The 18371-nt window shown below is 43.0% G+C and carries 22 protein-coding genes and 1 pseudogene; 13 read left to right on the forward strand and 10 right to left on the reverse strand.

The annotated features are described in order from the left end of the window. Positions 1-261: 261 nt before the first annotated feature. A complete protein-coding gene (locus tag R50345_RS06325) occupies positions 262-1356 on the reverse strand; it encodes a M24 family metallopeptidase (protein WP_042125000.1) in 1095 nt (364 codons plus the stop codon). Positions 1357-1649: 293 nt separating this feature from the next. On the opposite strand from R50345_RS06325, the gene R50345_RS06330 reads away from it, so the two are divergent. Together R50345_RS06330 and R50345_RS06335 are read left to right on the forward strand one after the other, a co-directional pair. Next, positions 1650-2495, forward strand: coding sequence for an SDR family oxidoreductase (locus R50345_RS06330; RefSeq protein WP_042125002.1), 846 nt, complete (start codon positions 1650-1652; stop codon positions 2493-2495). A gap of 21 nt (positions 2496-2516) precedes the next feature. Beyond that, positions 2517-3020, forward strand: a complete 504-nt coding sequence (locus R50345_RS06335) for a GNAT family N-acetyltransferase (protein WP_042125004.1) — start codon at positions 2517-2519, stop codon at positions 3018-3020. 18 nt (positions 3021-3038) lie between these two features. On the opposite strand, the gene R50345_RS06340 is transcribed toward R50345_RS06335, so the two are convergent. Then, positions 3039-3383 (reverse strand): winged helix-turn-helix transcriptional regulator, encoded by a 345-nt coding sequence (locus R50345_RS06340; protein ID WP_042125006.1) that lies wholly within the window; start codon positions 3381-3383, stop codon positions 3039-3041. Positions 3384-3474: 91 nt separating this feature from the next. Here R50345_RS06340 and R50345_RS06345 point away from each other — a divergent pair, with 91 nt between their 5' ends. From R50345_RS06345 to R50345_RS06365, 5 genes are all read left to right on the forward strand, one after another. Then, positions 3475-3735, forward strand: coding sequence for a YqkE family protein (locus R50345_RS06345; RefSeq protein ID WP_042125008.1), 261 nt, complete (start codon positions 3475-3477; stop codon positions 3733-3735). A 232-nt stretch (positions 3736-3967) separates the two neighbouring features. Beyond that, positions 3968-4915 carry an ABC transporter permease gene (locus tag R50345_RS06350; RefSeq protein ID WP_042125010.1) on the forward strand — a complete coding sequence of 316 codons (948 nt, stop codon included), beginning with the start codon at positions 3968-3970 and terminating at the stop codon, positions 4913-4915. Between the two features lie 2 nt (positions 4916-4917). Next, on the forward strand, positions 4918-5862 hold the full coding sequence (locus R50345_RS06355) for an iron chelate uptake ABC transporter family permease subunit (protein WP_042125012.1): 945 nt from the start codon (positions 4918-4920) through the stop codon (positions 5860-5862). Beyond that, a complete protein-coding gene (locus R50345_RS06360) occupies positions 5856-6611 on the forward strand; it encodes an iron ABC transporter ATP-binding protein (RefSeq protein ID WP_042125014.1) in 756 nt (251 codons plus the stop codon). Before R50345_RS06355 ends, R50345_RS06360 begins: the two co-directional genes overlap by 7 nt. A 122-nt stretch (positions 6612-6733) precedes the next feature. Then, positions 6734-7726, forward strand: a complete 993-nt coding sequence (locus R50345_RS06365; protein ID WP_269321982.1) for a siderophore ABC transporter substrate-binding protein — start codon at positions 6734-6736, stop codon at positions 7724-7726. Between the two features lie 108 nt (positions 7727-7834). Here the strand turns inward: R50345_RS06365 and R50345_RS06370 are convergent, their stop codons facing one another. After that, on the reverse strand, positions 7835-8671 hold the full coding sequence (locus tag R50345_RS06370) for an IS3 family transposase (protein WP_231574241.1): 837 nt from the start codon (positions 8669-8671) through the stop codon (positions 7835-7837). Continuing rightward, positions 8587-8985 carry a helix-turn-helix domain-containing protein gene (locus R50345_RS31830; protein WP_042123336.1) on the reverse strand — a complete coding sequence of 133 codons (399 nt, stop codon included), beginning with the start codon at positions 8983-8985 and terminating at the stop codon, positions 8587-8589. The genes R50345_RS06370 and R50345_RS31830 overlap by 85 nt, the downstream gene beginning before the upstream one ends. 205 nt (positions 8986-9190) lie before the next feature. On the opposite strand from R50345_RS31830, the gene R50345_RS06380 reads away from it, so the two are divergent. Continuing rightward, the gene (locus tag R50345_RS06380; RefSeq protein ID WP_042125017.1) at positions 9191-9694 is read left to right on the forward strand and encodes a sigma-70 family RNA polymerase sigma factor; all 504 of its coding nucleotides are present in this window, start codon (positions 9191-9193) and stop codon (positions 9692-9694) included. After that, positions 9687-10880, forward strand: a complete 1194-nt coding sequence (locus R50345_RS06385; RefSeq protein ID WP_042125018.1) for an anti-sigma factor — start codon at positions 9687-9689, stop codon at positions 10878-10880. The genes R50345_RS06380 and R50345_RS06385 overlap by 8 nt, the downstream gene beginning before the upstream one ends. Before the next feature lie 84 nt (positions 10881-10964). Here the strand turns inward: R50345_RS06385 and R50345_RS31175 are convergent, their stop codons facing one another. Both R50345_RS31175 and R50345_RS06390 read right to left on the reverse strand, forming a co-directional pair. Beyond that, positions 10965-11114 (reverse strand): hypothetical protein, encoded by a 150-nt coding sequence (locus R50345_RS31175; RefSeq protein ID WP_156114739.1) that lies wholly within the window; start codon positions 11112-11114, stop codon positions 10965-10967. Positions 11115-11127: 13 nt separating this feature from the next. Beyond that, on the reverse strand, positions 11128-11955 hold the full coding sequence (locus R50345_RS06390; RefSeq protein ID WP_139328648.1) for a DNA-binding protein: 828 nt from the start codon (positions 11953-11955) through the stop codon (positions 11128-11130). A 334-nt stretch (positions 11956-12289) separates the two neighbouring features. Here R50345_RS06390 and R50345_RS06395 point away from each other — a divergent pair, with 334 nt between their 5' ends. The 3 genes from R50345_RS06395 (at position 12290) to R50345_RS06405 (ending at position 14109) form a co-directional block, all read left to right on the forward strand. Beyond that, positions 12290-12796 carry a metallophosphoesterase family protein gene (locus tag R50345_RS06395; RefSeq protein ID WP_042125020.1) on the forward strand — a complete coding sequence of 169 codons (507 nt, stop codon included), beginning with the start codon at positions 12290-12292 and terminating at the stop codon, positions 12794-12796. A gap of 103 nt (positions 12797-12899) precedes the next feature. Beyond that, complete coding sequence (locus tag R50345_RS06400; RefSeq protein WP_042125022.1) at positions 12900-13361, forward strand: GNAT family N-acetyltransferase; 462 nt, start codon at positions 12900-12902, stop codon at positions 13359-13361. A 37-nt stretch (positions 13362-13398) separates the two neighbouring features. After that, entirely contained in the window at positions 13399-14109 is a 711-nt protein-coding gene (locus tag R50345_RS06405; RefSeq protein WP_042125024.1) for an HAD family hydrolase, read from the forward strand. A 79-nt stretch (positions 14110-14188) separates the two neighbouring features. Here R50345_RS06405 and R50345_RS31180 read toward each other — a convergent pair. From R50345_RS31180 to R50345_RS06420, 3 genes and pseudogenes are all read right to left on the reverse strand, one after another. Next, positions 14189-14353, reverse strand: a pseudogene (locus R50345_RS31180) (RCC1-like domain-containing protein); the annotation flags it as partial. A gap of 211 nt (positions 14354-14564) precedes the next feature. After that, a complete protein-coding gene (locus R50345_RS06415; RefSeq protein WP_042125028.1) occupies positions 14565-15671 on the reverse strand; it encodes an FAD:protein FMN transferase in 1107 nt (368 codons plus the stop codon). A 177-nt stretch (positions 15672-15848) separates the two neighbouring features. Next, positions 15849-16781, reverse strand: coding sequence for a glycosyltransferase family 2 protein (locus R50345_RS06420; protein WP_042125029.1), 933 nt, complete (start codon positions 16779-16781; stop codon positions 15849-15851). A 267-nt stretch (positions 16782-17048) separates the two neighbouring features. Between R50345_RS06420 and R50345_RS06425 the strand changes: the two genes are divergently transcribed. Further along, the gene (locus tag R50345_RS06425) at positions 17049-17771 is read left to right on the forward strand and encodes a DsbA family oxidoreductase (protein ID WP_042125031.1); all 723 of its coding nucleotides are present in this window, start codon (positions 17049-17051) and stop codon (positions 17769-17771) included. A 53-nt stretch (positions 17772-17824) separates the two neighbouring features. Here the strand turns inward: R50345_RS06425 and R50345_RS06430 are convergent, their stop codons facing one another. Continuing rightward, positions 17825-18343, reverse strand: coding sequence for a GNAT family N-acetyltransferase (locus R50345_RS06430; protein WP_042125033.1), 519 nt, complete (start codon positions 18341-18343; stop codon positions 17825-17827). Between the last annotated feature and the right edge of the window lie 28 nt (positions 18344-18371).

Genomic DNA, 18371 nt, shown 5'->3' on the forward strand with positions numbered 1-18371 from the left:
AGAATGATGCGGACAGGCAAAGTCAACTAATGGAGATAACCAATATGCGGAAATGGCAGATGAAATGTTGAAAGGGATTATGGATTTGAAAGGGTCTGAATAAGTCGAGTATGGTGCGGGAAAAAGAGAAAGCCCATCACAGTAAGTTGAAAGTGATTCTTTTCCAACTTATTAGGGATGGGCTATCTTTGATTCTAATATTTTTCGGATACTCTTGGTATCAATATTGGGCTCATATGAACTACGGCTATATTTTCTTTTCTACAAATGAAGAATAGTCAGTTCCTTAGGGAAGCTTGTTAAGGTCTCCGCACCTTCAGCTGTAATAATCAGATCATCTTCGATACGCACACCTGCTAGTCCGGGTACATAAATCCCTGGCTCAACGGTGAACACGTTGCCGATTTCGATAATGTCATCGTTCTGTCCATGGAGTGATGGATATTCATGTACATCCATACCCAGTCCGTGTCCGACACGGTGCAAGAAATATTCTCCGAATCCGGCTTCTTCAATCACGTCACGTGCAGCTTTGTCGACAGAACCGAAAGGAGCTCCAGGATTGGAAGCAGCGATCCCAGCTTCGTTAGCAGCGAGCACGGTGTTGTAGATCGTGACAAGCTTGTCATCCACGGATTCAATAGCAAAGGTACGTGTAATATCGGAAGCATAACCATCAGCGTATACCCCGATATCAAACATCAGGAAGTCACCTGGCTGAATGACCCGGTTGCCTGGAACACCGTGAGGCAGGGCGGTTTTCGGACCAGAAAGCACCATGGTGTCAAAGGAAGGGCCAGAAGCGCCAACCTTTTTCATTAGATATTCTAGCTCAGCTACTAGATCGTTTTCTGTAACACCTGATTTTACATGGGTAAGCACGCGGCGCAAAGCTTCCTCAACTAGCTCAGCGGCATGCTTCATGCGCTTAACTTCATCCGGGGTCTTTTTGGAACGCATGCTGCGCAGCAATGGACCAATATCACTAAATCGTTCCGCTGGAACGGCAGCGGTTAAATGTTCAAAACGGGCTACTGAGAAATGTTCCTTCTCTATGCCAAGAGTACCTATCTTACTGCTGCCGAAACAATCCTTAAGCAGGATATAGGGATTATCAGTGTCACTGTGGGTTAGGAGTTTGGTGACTGAAGAAGCGGCTTGAGCTGCTTCCGCATCTAGTGCGGGTAGAATCAGCATAGGCTCCTCTCCACGTATCAACAGCAGACCCAGGAAGCGTTCATGCGGATCGCTGGCGAATCCGGTTAAGTAGTAGACATGTTTGGGATCTGTTACGAGGAGGGCATCAAGTCCTTCACTCGCCATTTGCTGCTCTAGGCTTGTCAGAGCGTTATTCATAGTTGGTATTCCCCTTTCAACTTCACGATTAGAACCGCAATATTCTTATTATAGATCAAAAATAGACTAGACGCACATGATGAACTACACCTATCGTTGGCTAATCACGACATCCCTATTCTAGAACTTAACCTTAAGCAGTAACGCATATTTGTTCATCTATACCATTAATCGTGAGATGTAGCTTTTCTTGAGACTACTAGTTGGTGTAACATAATCTTTAAATATACTTCTCGTAAGGTTAGGTGGAAGCTTATTGGGGTACGGTTGTTGAGAGAGGAGTGATTCTTGGGATGAAGGGTAAAATTGTACTTGTAACTGGAGCAAATTCCGGAATGGGGCTAGCGACGACAGTTGAACTGGCTCGCAAGGGAGCCAAAGTAATAATGGTATGCCGCAATCGCCAGCGAGGAGAAGAAGCGCTTGCTGCCGCTAAACAAAAGAGCCACTCCGAGGATATCGAGCTGATGTTGTGTGATCTGGCCTCGCTGGAGAGCATTCGTAGTTTTGCGGAGGAATTCACCCGGAAATATCCGATTCTAGATATACTCATCAATAACGCTGGGGTAGTCACGATTAAGCGTCAGCTTACGAAGGACGGCTTTGAGATGGATCTTGGTGTAAACCATTTGGGGCATTATCTGCTTACGAATCTGTTACTGGAGCCTTTAAAGGTGGCAGAGCAAGGCCGTATCGTTGTCGTTGCTTCCGGTGCTTACAAAATAGGTGCACTTCACTATGAAGATCCAACCCTCGCACGCCGTTTCAATCCCGCCAAAGCCTACGCTCGGTCCAAGCTAGCTAATATTTTGTTCACAAGGGAGCTGGCTTTGCGTCTTCATGGTACAAAGGTGACTGTGAATTGCGTACATCCAGGAGCAGTAGGCACGAATATCGGTGTGAACCGAGAGACGGGCTTCGGCAAGTCGATCCTTAAGCTGCTGTCATACTTCTTCTTAACACCCGAGCAAGGAGCCGATACAGCGATTTATTTGGCAACGGCACTTGAGCTTCGAGAAGTAACAGGACAATATTATTATCGACGAAAGATTAAGCAGCTGTCTCCCAGAGCGCAGAATAGACAAGAGGCGCAGCGGCTGTGGCTATGGAGCCAGGAGCAGGTCGGCCTAAGTAATTAACACATTTGGGGGAATCAAGGGATGAAATGGGAGAATAGCAGGATTGAAGATGCAACACCTGCAGACTTAGCAGCTATTGTGGAGATTTACAACTCAACGATTGCTGGACGGATGGTCACTGCGGATCTGGAACCAATTACTGTTGCAGACAGAGAAAAATGGTTCCTTGAACATAACAGCCATCATCGCCCTTTGTGGGTACTTAAGCAGGGGGATGAAATTGCGGCATGGTTCAGCTTTCAATCGTTCTACGGTCGTCCAGCGTATAATGCAACAGCAGAAATTAGTGTATACGTGAGTGAAAAGTTCCGTGGTGATGGAGCTGGTAGAATTCTTTTGAAAGAGGCCATTGATAAAGCACCTAGTCTCGGCATTAAGAATCTAGTTGGTTTTGTGTTCGGACATAATGATCCAAGCCTTGGTTTGCTAGAAAAATTCGGTTTTAAGCAGTGGGGATTACTACCCGGTGTAGCTGAACTGGATGGTATAGAACGTGATTTGGTGATCATAGGACTTAAAATCTAATAGCCATAATTGAAACGCTTACATTTCAAGTGTTGAGCCTACGTTATTTGTGTCACAATCAATCCATATTTTTGACCAACGCTGCAAATCTCGGATGACTGTTTCTAGGGCAAGTCCTTTATCCGTTAAGGAATATTGGATTCGCACAGGTGTCTCAGGGAATACTTCTCGAAGAACGATTCCTTCCAGTTCCAGCTCTTTAAGCCGTTCGGAGAGTAACCTTCCGCTGATGGGCAAAGCTGCTTCAATCACATTGAAACGTTGTGGTCCTTGGAGGAGCTGGTAGATGATCAAACCTGTCCAACGCCTGCCGATAATATCCATACTTTTTTGTAGTTGGGGACATAAATCAGTGGACTTCATATGGCTCACCTCTTAGTGAACATTATAAACGAAAAGACCAATAATTTAAACGAATTCCAAATTAATTCATTACTAGAAGGGATGATTGACAGTGGCTAAAAAAAAGAAAATGCCTACCACTCCGCGTCCTGCTGCGACCGATGCACCAGCTACGCTAAAAGACCTGCTGAGCAGTGATGTTCTAGGAAAGCTGAAGGCGCAATCTGATGCGTTGAAAGCGGAAGAGAATGACCGCAAGGAAGCTGCTCGTAAAGCGGTTGAAGATCAGCGAAAAGCTGAGCAAAAGCGGCTTGAGAATGATTTTGCACATCTGTTGGAGAACAGTAGTCAGGATTGGCACAAGTATAAATAACTGCTATAGCTAGCGGAAATAGATCATGTGATAAAGAGATGCCTATTAGGGTGTCTCTTTTTTAATGTGATTTATAAAATTCAATTGTTTTAAATTTTACTATACGAAAGGGTTGACCCTCAAAGTGGGCTTAGGTATAATCGAACATAGTGCAAATGAAAATCATTATCAATACCGATAATATCATCTATTTCTCAAACTATTTAACTATTAAACAGATAAGGAACAACTCATGAAACTAAAATATTTGTCCCTACTTCTAATAGTATTCTCATTTATATCTTTGTTTATAGGCGTAAAAGATATTTCACCTTTGGATCTTTTTTCGCTTACGGAATCTCAGATGCAGACTCTGCTAGTCAGCCGGATTCCACGCTTAGCTGCACTGATTATAGCTGGTGTAAGCATGAGTATTGCCGGATTAATTATGCAGCAATTATCACGAAATAAATTCGTTTCTCCCACTACAGCGGGCACGATGGATTCCGCGAAATTCGGTATTCTCGTGTCCCTGATGCTGTTCACAGGGGCGACGCCGATGCAGAAGCTGCTCGTTGCTTTTGTTTTTGCCCTATTGGGAACATTTATATTTATGAGAATCTTGGATCGGATCAAGTTCAAGGATAGTATTTTCATCCCGCTGGTCGGACTCATGTTCGGGAACATTGTAGGCTCGATTACTACATTTTTTGCTTACAAAAATGATTTGGTTCAGAATATCTCGTCTTGGATGCTTGGCGATTTCTCAACGATTATTAAGGGTCAATACGAATTAATCTATATCAGTATTCCGCTTGTTATTCTCGCGTATGTTTTCGCCAATAAGTTCACCGTTGCCGGTATGGGGGAGGATTTCTCCGTTAATCTCGGTATGAACTACAAAGCGGTTGTGAACGTAGGATTGGTGATTGTAGCGTTAATCTCTTCAGTAGTTATTTTAACCGTAGGTACAATTCCTTTCCTAGGTCTTGTTGTACCTAACATAGTAACGCTATACATAGGCGATAACTTGAAAAAAAATCTGGCGCATACTGCCATTCTCGGCGCGGTGTTCCTCCTGTTCTGTGATATTCTGGGCAGGCTCATTATATATCCATACGAAATATCAATCAGTCTCACGGTAGGCGTCATCGGAAGTGGTCTGTTTATCTACTTGCTGATGAGAAGAAAGGCGAATTAGTGATGAAGACGAAACTAACTATATTATCCTTAAGCGCTGTTGCTCTCATCGTCTTGTTTATGACCTATCATGTTATGGGCAATTGGGATTATGTTCTACCCAGTCGAGGGAGAAAGCTGGCGGCCATTTTAATTACCGGAGCGGTGATAGCTGTCTCTACCGTAGTTTTTCAGAGCATTACGAACAATCGGATTTTGACACCTAGTATTCTGGGGCTAGACTCTTTGTACATGTTGATCCAGACGTTCGGTGTATACGCCCTAGGCTCATCAAATATGACGTTTATGAATAAAAATGTGAATTTCTTGTTCTCAGCTTGCATCATGGTTCTGTTCTCAGGTGTGCTGTATAAGCTAATGTTCCGAAGAGAGGGTCAAAACATATACTTCCTGCTGCTCGTAGGACTTATTATGGGGACGATGTTCCAGAGTGCATCTTCTTTTATGGAAGTGCTCATTGATCCGAATGAATTCCTGATTCTGCAAGGAAAAATGTTCGCCAGCTTCAACAACGTCAGCAGTGATCTACTGATATTGTCTACAGTTGTTCTAGCGTTAACTACGCTGTATTTCATGCGATTTGTGAAGTATTTAGATGTTATTTCTTTAGGGAAAGATGAAGCCATTAACTTAGGAATCAATTATGACTATGTAGTCAAAAGGCTGTTAGTAATTGTATCCATCTACGTTTCAATATCAACGGCTTTAGTGGGGCCGATCACTTTCTTGGGTTTACTAGTAGCCAATGTGGGGCATCAGTTGTTCCGTACGTATAAGCATTCCTATCTGATTCCCGGCACGATTTTGCTAAGCATTATTGCTCTTGTCGGGGGACAGTTTCTAGTTGAACGTGTGTTTGGATTCACTACTACGGTTAGTGTAATCATTAATTTTGCAGGTGGCGTCTACTTTGTCTATCTGCTGTTAAAGGAGAATAAGTCGTGGTAGAAGTTAAGCATGTAAGCAAGCGTTATGGCGGAGTAACCGTTGTTGATGATGTGTCTTTAACCATTAAAAAGGGTGCAATCACCTCGTTTATCGGCCCTAACGGAGCTGGTAAAAGCACGTTGCTCTCCATGATCAGTAGACTTATCTCTAAAGACGCAGGAGAAGTACTGATTGAAGGGAAGGAAATTGGCAGCTGTAAGAGTAATGAACTTGCTCGTAAAATATCGGTGCTAAAGCAGTCCAATCATATCAGCGTACGCCTCACCGTGAAGGAACTTGTTTCTTTCGGAAGGTTCCCTTATTCACAAGGGAAGCTCACACCTGAGGATCGAGCGTTCGTTGACGAAGCGATTGCTTACATGGACCTTCAAGAGATGCAGGATAAATATATTGATCAGCTTAGTGGTGGACAACGTCAGAGAGCGTATATTGCGATGGTTATGGCTCAGGACACTGAGTATATTTTGCTCGATGAACCACTCAACAATCTGGATATGAAGCATTCTGTACAAATTATGAAGGTGTTACGCCGATTGGTAGAAGAGAAGGGCAAGACGATTGTGCTCGTCATTCATGATATTAATTTCGCTTCTTGTTACTCTGACTACATTGTAGCGCTCAAGAATGGGCGGGTAGCTTCATCGGGTACGGTGGATGAAATTATTGATACTGTAGTGCTTAGGGATGTATATGACATGGATATCCCTATAGAAACAATAGGTGGTCGTAAAATTGGTGTCTATTTTTAAACAAGACGCCGTTTATATTCGGAAATTATTATGACGTAACGCTAGAAGTGATAGGCGCCAGCTTCTTGACGAATACGCGAATAATTCAAATAGCTTGACTATAAATTATAGGGGTGAATATTTTGAAGAAGAACGTATCTTTACTAATCATGACAGTGTTTCTTGCCGTAATCTTGGCGGCCTGTGGCTCCAATAATGCAGCAACTTCAGATAATAATACAGCAGCGGCAGGCAATACAGAGGCTACTACTGCACCGAATACAGAATCCAAAGAGCTTACTATTAAGCATGAACTTGGAGAAATTACGATTAAGAGTAACCCGCAGAAAGTCGTTGTATTTGACTTCGGTACACTCGATACTTTGGATAAACTGGGCGTAGAGGTGACTGGAGTGCCTCAAAGCAATGTACCCTCTTATCTCTCTAAATATAGCGATGCCAAATATGAGAATGTCGGTGGTTTGAAAGAGCCTGACTTCGAAAAAATAAATAGTCTTTCTCCTGATCTGATCATCATTTCCGGCAGACAGCAAGATTCTTATGATGAATTCAGCAAAATTGCACCTACATTGTACGTTGCTGTAGATAATGCGAATTACATGGAATCCTTCACGAAAAATGTGAAGACGCTGGGCCAAATTTTTGGCAAGGAAGCTGAAGTAGAAGCTGAGCTTGCGACTATTACTGACTCCGTTAAAGCTCTGAATGAGAAAGCTAAAGCCGATGGTAAAAAATCTCTTATTATTCTTGCCAATGAAGGAAAAATCAGTGCTTATGGTTCAGGTTCACGTTTTGGTATTATCCATGATGTATTCGGATTTGCTCAAGCGGATGATAAAATCGAAGTATCCACTCATGGTCAAAGCGTATCGTACGAATATGTAGCCGACAAGAATCCGGATTATCTGTTCGTAGTAGATAGAGATGCAGCTGTGAAGAGTGATGGCAGCAAATCCGGTTCAGCGAAGGATGCAGTTGAGAACGATCTCGTGAAGAACACAAATGCTTTTAAAAACGGTAAAATCATTTACCTTGATCCTAACTACTGGTACTTGTCCGGTGGCGGTTTAATCTCTGTTAGTGAAATGCTCAAAGAAGTTGAGGTTGTTCTGTAAGCAGAGTAACCTGGAGAATTGAACGATCAATAAATATTCCGATGATTATTAAAAAGCCTGTTGGCAGGAGTGGTCAAGCCCCCATTTTATAGACACTGAAAAAAGACCCTAGGCAATAAGCTGTTTCCGGTACTCTACCGGAGGCAGCTTATTTAACCTTCGTTGTGGCCGATGTTGGTTATAAAATCGAATGTAATCTTCAATTTTCCTTTGTGCCTCATCCATATTTCGGATATCATAAGGATAGAGTCCTTCCGTTTTGAGATGCGAGAAGAAGCTCTCCATAGAGGCGTTGTCATAACAATTGCCTCGGCGAGACATGCTGATTCGGGCCCCAACCTTTGGCAGCATGTCGTGGTATGCATGAGACGTGTATTGGAATCCCTGATCGCTGTGAACGATCAGTCCAGTCACGTCTTTTTGCTGACTCCACGCCTGCTCAAAGGTCCGGAGAACCAGTTCGTTGTCGTTCCTAGCGCTCATTTGATAAGCGATAATTTCGTTATTGAATAAATCTTTAATCGCAGAAAGATAGAGCCACTTTTCGCCTACACGATATTGCGTAATGTCTGTCACCCATTTTTGGTTGGGAGCATCCGCTTTGAAATCCCGTTTCAAAATATTTTTCGCCACACGGTCTCCTTCAGAAGTAGCATAATTACAACGATGTTTTCGGCGGATCCTCGAACGAATGCCTAAATCCTGCATAATTCTGAGTACCTTCTTATGATTCATCCAAACCCCGTGGTCTTGTAGCAAGAACAATTGAATTTGGCGATAACCGTAGACTCCTTCATACCTTTCATAGACCTTCTGAATGAGCGCCTTTGCTTCCTGATCCCGATCTGTTCCTTTGCGCTTCAGGAAAGCGTAGTATCCACTTCTAGAGACCCTAAAGAGTTTACACAGGTTGCTAACGGCATACTCTTTTGCAGCGTTCTCAATGACTCTATATTTGTGCGTTTCACCTCCTGCATCCAGATTTCCAAACACTTTTTTAGCATTTCATTTTCCCGTTTGAGCTTTTGAACATACCTATCTTGATCGATATATTCAATACGACGCCCCCGTTGATCTAGTAGCCCAAATTCCCCTAGCTCTCGGTATTTCTTCATCCATCTCTTTACCCGTCCTTGATCTTGTATCTCAAAATGCTCCGTAATTTTCCGATAAGTCCATCTTTCCTCCACATGTAAACGAATGGCCTCTTTTTTAATCTCATCTGAGTAATTTTTAAACTTCTGTCCTTTAATCGCCATAAAAATGCACCCCCTAGAATTTCATCGGATAAACCAGGGGTTTTTTCCAATGTCTATTCTAAGGGGTGCACTTCAGGAGTAAACCTCCTTGTCAGCAGGCTTTTTTTGCTTTTTTCCATAGAATTACTGGTATATTCATACTAGTTGTTGAATTTAACTGTAACTTTTTATGTTGGCATACGTGGTTAGGTTAAGGGGGGAGTGCATGAAGCGAAATTCACTGGATGAAATATATCAGATGTATGTGATGGATATTTACCGCTATTTGCGCTCCCTTTGCGGTGATCATCACGCGGCCGAAGATTTAATGCAGGAGACCTTTTACCGTGCTTATTTATATTTGGAGGATTGTAAGGACGAGAAGATTAAGCCATGGTTGTTCCGTGTCGCGTACAACGCCTTCGTAGATTATAAGCGGAAGGAAGGACGTAGTACTGTTCAGAGTGAGGAGTTTTTTAAACAGCTCGCCCATCCAGATACCACGGAAAGTACGCTGCTTCGGCAGGAACGTTGGGAAGAGATGAGGATTGCGATAGGTGAGCTACCGGACAATCAGAGGCATGCACTGCTACTACATGATTTTCATGGTCTTAGTTATCTGGAAGCATCGGACATTATGAACGTGGGCCTGTCCCAATATAAGATATTGATCTTTCGAGCCAGACAGAAGCTGCGTGAAGCGGAACGGAGGAGGAATGAGCATGAGTGAGGAATTCAAGGAGAAATTAAAAAGGTATGGGGAAGGTACTCTTCCTGACGAGGATAGAGATGAAGTGGAGCGGGAGTTAGAGAAGATGGAAGCTTATCAGGCTTATCTGGATGAACTGATGGGTGAAGAAGAGCGGGCTTCAAGTGAGGTTAAGAACATAAAATTCGGCAAGGGTAAAAGAAACAGACCTGGCAAGGAAAAAAAGATCATCCGTTGGGGTAAATGGAGAGCTCGGATATCGAATACTTTAACGGTAATTTCTGCGTTTTTAATTTTCTTGATTATCAGCAGTGTCATCACTGCGATATTTTATAGCACTGGAGAAAGAGGAGAGACTTATAGTGATGTTGTTTCTTCCGCTATTGCTGTCTCACAGCCGAATACGATTGTACATTTGAGTAGTGGTACCGGTCCATTTTTTAGCATGAATCTGACAAGTAAGATAGAGAAACAAGTGGGAGATGAACAAATTACTGTCGGGGATTATTCAATGAAGCTCCTATTTGGGTGGGCTAGGCTCTACAACTATTCATGGACGGATGATAGTAGAAGTGTAGGTTATTATTTTGTGTATCCACAGGAGAATCAATCTGCGACAAACAGTATGGATAACAGCAATGAGTGGGAGAGATTGGAGAAGCTGCCGGAAGGAACAGTAGCGGAAGCGTACTTATCTTTTGATCAATTTTTTACGACAGATGAGCTGTTGAAGAAGTTTGAGCCTAAGAATCTTCAGCCTTTGTGGTTTGCAGCAGATACAGGTCCACGGACACGACAGCCAGTCGTAAATGATCCATTAGGTTTTCCGTATATGCCTATTTGGCATGATGATGATATGAAAGTGATCCAGGAATCAAAGGAGAAGCGAGGATGGTTCGGAGGGGTGACTAGCCGTTCGAGTGTTTCACCATCTGTTGAGTCATATGGTGATGGTGAACTGCGTAATGCAAACTTCCTCAAGACGCTGCACTTGATGCAAGAGCATAAATCAATCGCGGACAGGGTAATTCCGTTTATTGATTTGGATGATTCCATTAGTTATTTGGAGAAGAACGGAGTTAGGCTATATGGAGCTGTAGTAACCGGTCCGGTGAAAGAATTGCTTAAGCTGAAGGAAGAAACATGGGTCAGCGATTTGCATGTGGGGGAAGTAAGACTATGGAATTGGCAGGATCGAGAGTCCTAATGGTGCTGGAACTAAATTTAATTGATGAACATATCAAACGAGCCCCTGCATAGGTTGCAGGGGCTCGTCCAATTATTGATTTAATTAATGGTCTACCCCATGGCTCATAGGGGCAATGCCGCCGCTTGGAATCTTGGCTGTAGCGGTGAAGTCTCCGTCGGCGCTAACTATCGCACCATTAACACTTAGCAAAGCAACCAGAATCAAGGCTAGCATAGATACTTTTTTCTTCATTTTAAAATCCTCCCTAGACTAGTATTTGTTCCATCAACCCAAGGTACTTGTCCAACTGCTCTGGGGTTGTCTGATTCCGGAGTTTCTCAAAGAGAGCCGCTGACTTGCGGAACCCCGTATCATCTTTAAACTTAACGGATGATGCCATAGCATATGAAAGTATATTTATAGCGTCATATATGTTCCCATTTAAGGAATAATATTTTGCCTTCAAGTAAATGAAATCTAAGTAATAACGAATATTCCTTTTTGTTTCGTAGTATTCCTCCATCGACTCGATCTGCTCTTTGAACTCGATCAGCACCTCATCGACGTTGTACTCATGCTTGATCGCGGACTCCAGAATATGTGTCATACCTGGAAGGAGCTCTTCGTAGTTATGCCGCAGGAAAACCAGATAATCCGGTAGAACTTCTGTGTTCCCCTCGTTCAGATCAATCACATATCGGTTAGCTCGGGCAATTTCACTATAATATTCAACCTCTGCCCAGCCGCCTGCGTCCATATCATTAATCCATCCCAATTCCTCATACTTCGAGATGCACTCTCTAGCCTCTTCATACCGGCCCATCTTCTCAAGCGCAATCCCTTTCAAACACATAGAAAATCCGAAGTAATAGACGATGCTGCGTTTTAACCCGAAGTCGCTCTCCTTCTGCCCGTCGGTGCTCTCCCGCTGATTTATGCTGTAGAAGTGATTAATCTCGCTGTATAGTTTATCGGCGATTTGGAGGATACCGTCCCAGTTTTCAAGGGTAAATGATGCCTTAAGCATCTGAACCAGTGAATCAGCATTGATCCCGTTAAGATCCAACTCCAAAATGATCCATCCTTCCGTCAAAAGTGACAAACTGTTTCCGTAATATTCAACAATAAACAAATTATGGGTTTGTTTACAAGATCATTGTTCCTCATTTCGTCATTGGAAGTATATGAACTATATCACAAATTGTGGGAAGTTGATGTTAGGAATTAATGATTGTAAAAGAGAGGCAGTCAGACAATTTTCAAATCGGGAATAGAACTTTCTTCTTGTTCACTTACTCCAGCAAGGGAGCGGAAGAAGTCACAGAACTTGCTTCTCGCTTAAGCAAATCGTACAATTATTTGAATATTAGATTTATGGATATGTGAGATAACAAAAGTTGAGTATGATAGATTAGGAGATGAGATTAATGAAAGTAGGAGTCGTATCTGATACACATATGTCAAGAATGGCTAAGTCTCTGCCAAAGGCGCTGATTGCAGAGTTTCAAAATGTGGATTTAATTCTACATCTCGGTGATTGGGTGAGTATGGGGATCTATGATTTACTGACGAAATTAGCACCGGTAGAGGGTATTGCCGGAAATAATGATGGCGATGAGATCATTGAACGTTTCGGAGAACGCAAGATCATTACTCTTGAGGGAATCCGAATCGGAATGGTTCATGGACATACACCGCATTCTCGCAAAGGAACGGATGGAAATGCCCTGCTTGCTTTTGCGAATGATGAGGTGGATTGTATTCTCTTTGGTCATTCACATCAGCCCTTGCTAAGAGAGGAGAATGGTATCCTGCTATTTAATCCAGGTTCTCCTACAGATAAGCGGCGTGAGAAATTGTATTCTTTCGGAATTTTAGATATCGAAGCGGGTAAAGTTAGTGCCCGGCATGTGTTCTACGATTCAAAGGAATAAGGCTCAATTGTCCAAATCATTCGGCGTTCTCTCCATGGTGAACGGCTCGGTAACCATTTACAATGAGGTTAAAACGGGCGAAGCCGGAAAGTGAGCGCTGAGGATGAATAACTATCGTATACAACGAGTGGTTCTGGATGATTTAGAACGGCTCATCCCATTATTTGATGAGTATCGAGTATTTTATGGAGCAGCCTCAGATCGGGAAGGTGCACGCGCCTTCTTAGCTGACAGGATAAAGCTGAATGAATCTGTGATCCTTATGGTGGTTGAGGGGGAAGGCGATGAGAAACGCGCGCGGGGCTTCACACAGCTCTATCCTTCTTTTTCATCGGTTACGATGGAGCGCCTCTGGATACTGAATGATTTGTTCGTTACTGAGGGACTGCGAGGGCATGGCCTAGGTTCCAAACTGCTGGACAGTGCTAGAGACCATGCCCTCTCTACGAATACGAAGGGCTTGTCCTTGACAACGATGACAGAGAATGTGGGTGCGCAGCGGTTGTATGAAGCGCATGGATACCTTCGAGATGATGAATTTTATACCTATAACCTTTTTTTCTGAAGATAGCTAGAGAGAAAGATGAGTAAGGGGCGTTAAAGTGGAAACAAGTCATAAGTTGGCAATCTTTTTTGATCTTGATGATACGTTATATGATCATCTGGTTCCTTTTAAAGAAGCAGTGCGTGAAGTGCTCCGCCCAGATGAGAATTGTCTGGACTTTGCGGAATTATTTTATAAAGTGAGACATCATAGCGATGTATTATGGCCGATGTATTTGCGCGGTGAGATTCCGCTTGAAGAGACAAGAGTGCGGCGGTTGGAGCTTGCTTTTGCAGAGTATGGGTTACAGATTGATCGTGACCAAGCCTCGGCGGTACAAGCGGCATATATTGGACGACAATACACTATTCAAATGATTGATGGCGTGCGTGAGCACCTTGAACGGTTCATTGCGGACGGGCATAAGGTAGGCATTATTACGAATGGACCGAAGGATCATCAGATGAATAAGATTGTGGGATTAGGGTTAGATCAGATTATTCCCGAGGATATGATCTTTATCTCTGATGCTGTAGGTCTTGCTAAACCGGATCCGGAAATATTCGTACACGTAAACCAAAAGACAGGCACTTTGGCGGAGAACTCGCTTTATATAGGGGATACTTGGGCTAATGATGTAGTTGGAGCGCTTGCGGCTGGATGGAAGGTTTGTTGGTACAATCCGAGAGGCAGACAACCGGCTACGGATCATAAACCTAGTTATATTTTTACTAACTATAAGGAATTTGGCGAGCTTCCTCTTGTGTAAGAGGAGTTACAAAACATAAGCCATGCGAGAGAAATTGGCGCATGGCTTTCATTATTTTATGTATTAATAATTTTGAAAACTAATTTCTTGGTAGTTGGATGCCTTGCCAGCTGTGTACATCGCATTGACCCTGTTCATTATTACCCACAGCAACCACCGTGCCGTCCGATTTAAGCCCGATGGTATGAGCATTACCCGTATGAGCATTACCCGCCGCAACCGCCATAATATCGCGCCAGCCGCTATGGAAGGTAGGGGTCTCACAAGGTTCATGAATTTCGCTCCTTTGTTGATGTAGATGTTTCCGAGGTTTAACTGTATTAAACCATAGTTCTTTCTTGTTCGTATGTTTAACTGAGAGAGAGGCGTCCTTCTCGCTGCTCCTAGTCAGATCTATAAAAAAAGCCTGCTCCCTAGAAAGCCGGCTTCGGCTTTATGGGGCAAGCTTTTTTCATTTAGTCTGCGAAGCTGTACGTTGGATCCGTCAGATTCATTCTTTCTTTAATACCTGCGGTGGCATAGATTTTGTTGTCGTCGGTAATAAAGAAAGCTTCCACATCTTCAGGTAAAGATTCAAGATATTTCATACCCTCTTCAATTCCCATCAAGAATACCCCCGTTGATAAGGCATCTGCGTCTGTTGCATTCGGGCTCATAATGGTAAGGCTTTTGAGACCGTTCTGAGAAGGATATCCTGTACGTGGATCAAGGATATGATGGTAACGAACATTGTCCTGCATAAAATACCGTTCGTAAACACCAGAAGCATCGATGACCTCATCTGAGATTTTAATGGTTCCTAGCTGTGTGCCGCGGCTTTGATCCGGATCCTGCAATCCGATATTCCATTCCGTTCCGTTTGGCTTCTTACCGAGAGCAATAATACTGCTGCCTCCGAGGTTAATCATAGCGCTATTCAGACCTTGCTCTTTCAAATAATCAGCGATACGGTCAGCAGCATAACCTTTACCAATGCCGCCCAGATCTAGCACCATATTTTCCTTCATCAGCTTTACAGTTTTCGCAGCTTCATCAATTTCAACGTCCTTGTAATTGGTTAGGCTCTTCGCTTTATCAATTTCAGCTTGGGGAGGGACTTTATCTCCACCGCTACCGATATTCCAAAGATCGATTAACGGACCGATTGTAGGATCAAATAGCCCGTCCATTTCCTTTGCGTATTGTATGGATTGTTTAATTACATCCAGGGTCTCGTCAGAAACAACAACCGCTTCTTTTCCTGCTGCCTGATTGATTGCGTAAGTCTCTCCACCTTCTTTGGTGCGGCTAAGCTCCATATCCATTCGCTCCAGCATCTGCTGGATATCATCCATATTTTTCTGTTCTACTGTAGCACCGAACACTTTGATATTCACAACAGTGTCATAAATATAAAAAGTTTGTGAGAGAGACTTTTCCTCTCCTTTTCCGGATGTTGTTGCGCTACCCGTAGTTCCCGCTGTTTTATCGTCTTTATCCTTAGTAATTAGCCAAGCACCGACAGCTATGACGACGATGACAATTACAACGAGGATCAGCGTCGTTTTTTTGTTCTTGAACATATTCCACCATCCATAAAGTTAGTTTCTAAACCACATCATTACTTATAATACCCTAGATATCAGGTTGATGGAAATTAATTTCATGACAGATTAAGGGATAAATCGGTCACCATAGCAAAAAAAGCCCCGTATCCTGATTCGGAGCAACGCAGAAGATTTAGAATAAAACAATGCTAATTAATCAAGCATATATTCACTGTATTTATTCTTACGAGGATTTAATACGAAGAGGATGCCCTTGGCATATCCGCTAACGGCTTTGAAATTCCGCTTTAAGGTTGCTTTAGCCGTCAGACATGACAGTGTCCAGATCAAGGCAGCATAATTCATAAACGGAGCTTTACGCAAGTTGAGCAGATAGTAGTGATTAACGGCTGTAGCTTGTGCTACAATACCCGCCTTATCGCGAGAGCCTGGCGACTCATGATGGATGATTTTCATGGCGGGGTTAATCACAAGCTTGCCATAGCGGCTGGCCAAATGAGACAAATAAATATCTTCGGCTATGGAATAGCTTGTCATCCATGGATAGGGTTTAATATCAAGCAGTGCCGAGCGCTTGAAGGACATATTGCAGCCGTGAAAAAAATCCGTTTCAAATACATGCTTCTTCTCTCCCCAAAGGAATTGCGAGCCTGCAAACATACTTGCCGATAATCTGCCCGGTGATCCGGACATTTGTCCGGTTAGCATACCGAATATCCTGCTTGGCATGCTACTATGTATGCCTTTGGCTACACCACCGACACCAACAATGGAATCATCGGCAGCATAAGTATCTAGCAGTCGTCGAATATATAAGGGGTCATCTAATTCTGCATCGTCATCTAAGTGGAGTACAATTTCTGCATGAATAAGTCCTAGCGCTTCGTAACGGGAAAGCCAGAGGCCAGGCTTAGTTTTACGATGATAATGCAGTTCAGCCTGCGGTAATTCAGTTAGTTTTTCACGATAATAGGCTAATCTGTCCTCAGGGATCTCACCGTCGTCCACAATCCATAGCTCGATGGAGATATCCTCAAGATTTGTCTGCTTGCCAATGGACTCTATACACACCGTAAGATCATTAATTCGGTTACGGGTAGGAATCACTATAGATAGATCATACATATCTTAAATCCCCCTTCAGGACTTCTTTCGTCCGCTACTCTGAATGCAGTCTTCCGGCGAAATGGTTACTTTCATTCTATCGGTCCTGAAGAAGAGCGTATATACCACTTTTGTATACTTTTAGTTGGGGTTCAGGTCTAATAAGAGTTCTTTAATAAAAGTTAAGTTTGTATTTTTCGGTTTTTAACTATATAATAGTAAGCGACGAATATTTAGTTATCAATCTAATTAAGCAGCTACAAATGAATAATATTAGGGGGTTTTTTCATGAGAATAGATATTTGGTCCGATTATGCGTGTCCATTTTGTTATATTGGTAAAAGACGTTTGGAGAATGCGCTGAGTCAATTTCCGAACCGTGATCAAGTAGAGGTGGTATTCCGTAGCTTTCAACTAGATCCACACGCAAAAGTGAATGAGACAAAGAGTATTCATGAGATGCTTGCTTCCAAATACGGTATGACGATTGAAAAAGCAAAAGCAATGAACGCACAGCTAGCTGAGCAAGCGCAAGATGTAGGATTGAATTTTCAATTCGATACGATGAAGCATACGAATACTTTCGATAGTCACCGCCTGAGTCACTTTGCAAGCTCAAAAGGAAAAGGTGCAGAAATGTCCGAACGTCTGCTACGCGCCTACTTTACGGATTCATTAAATCTTGGTGATCGTAGTGTACTTGCTACACTTGCTGCTGAGGTAGGGCTGGATCAGGCAGAAGTAACGGCAATGTTGGAGACAGATGCATACACAGCTGAAGTGAACGGCGATATCGAAGAAGGAAGCCGTCTTAATATTACCGGTGTACCATTCTTCGTGTTCAACAATAAATATGCGTTATCTGGTGCACAGCCAGGGCCTGTGTTTACAGAGGTGTTGGATACCGTGTGGGCGGAGGAGCAAGCAGGACCAACGCTGCAGGTGGTTGGCAATGGAAAATCCGAAGTATCCACGGATGATGGCTGCGCTGACGGATCTTGCAATATATAAAGTTTGTATAGTGTAGAGAAGAAGAGATGGAGAAGTTTCCATTTCTTCTTTTTTTAATTCCGAAACTCTGCTCTTGTTAATTCATAATCAATAGAAGATTGCCATTCTCCAAGTTGATTTCTCCACGAATTCAAATGAAGGGCAACTTTACGAAAGCCAATGTTCTCATATACATGCTGAGCTCTTGAATTCTTGGCGTTGGTATCGAGAACGATTGTGCGATATCCCATATCTTCAAATAAAAAGTTAATCAACATGGTTAAAAATACAGTTCCAAAGCCTTTATCCTGTTCGTTAGAATCACAGATTTTGATGCCAATTTCTGCAGTGCCGTCGGCAATGGTTCTATAGTTCATTTCTCCTGATGGGACACCTTCGATGTCCAGTATCAAGCGACGATTAAGTTCGGTGTCGGTCAAAAGCTTCTCCAATATATCCTGCTCTGTGCAGCCGATGCCATTTGGAAAACCGGCATGTGCCATAATCTTTCCATCGTTCCACCAACTGCATAACCGGGGGACATCATTTGCTGTTGCATTACGAATGACTAAATTTCCATTTTCGATGTACATATTCCCTCATCCATTCTATTGAAATTCA

It is taken from the genome of Paenibacillus sp. FSL R5-0345 (assembly GCF_000758585.1).
Classification (GTDB): Bacteria; Bacillota; Bacilli; order Paenibacillales; family Paenibacillaceae; genus Paenibacillus_AQ.